Consider the following 351-nt stretch of genomic DNA (forward strand, 5'->3'; position numbering starts at 1 on the left):
GGCCTGACCATCCCGGCGCGAAGCTGAATCTGCCCCGCCGGGAAGCGCGTCGCTACTTTGCTTTCGCCTTGGACCCGCCCTTGCCGACGACAGATGCGGCGAGAGACGCGACACTCCGCGCCGTGGCCACGACCGCTCCGGCCGCGACGTTGGCTGCCGTGCGAACCTTCGAGCCGCCGGCCGCGGCCGGTTTCTTCGCCTGGGCGGTCTTCGCTGCCGCTTTGGGCGCGGTCACCTTCGACGCGCTGCCTGGCACGACTTTCTTGGGCGATGCCTTGCCGAAGGCCGGCTTGGCATCCTTTGAGCGCTGGGCGACCGCTGGACCAGCCCCGGCCTTCGATTGCGTCGCTT

At 69.8% G+C, this 351-nt stretch carries 1 protein-coding gene; it reads right to left on the minus strand.

The window, feature by feature from the left end; translation table 11 throughout:
- Window positions 1-52: 52 nt before the first annotated feature.
- The coding region (locus EN862_RS35195) for a hypothetical protein (protein ID WP_135913308.1) at window positions 53-351 on the minus strand (299 nt) is incomplete at its 5' end.

This window comes from Mesorhizobium sp. M2E.F.Ca.ET.219.01.1.1 (assembly GCF_004016445.2).
In the GTDB taxonomy this organism is placed as follows: Bacteria; Pseudomonadota; Alphaproteobacteria; order Rhizobiales; family Rhizobiaceae; genus Mesorhizobium.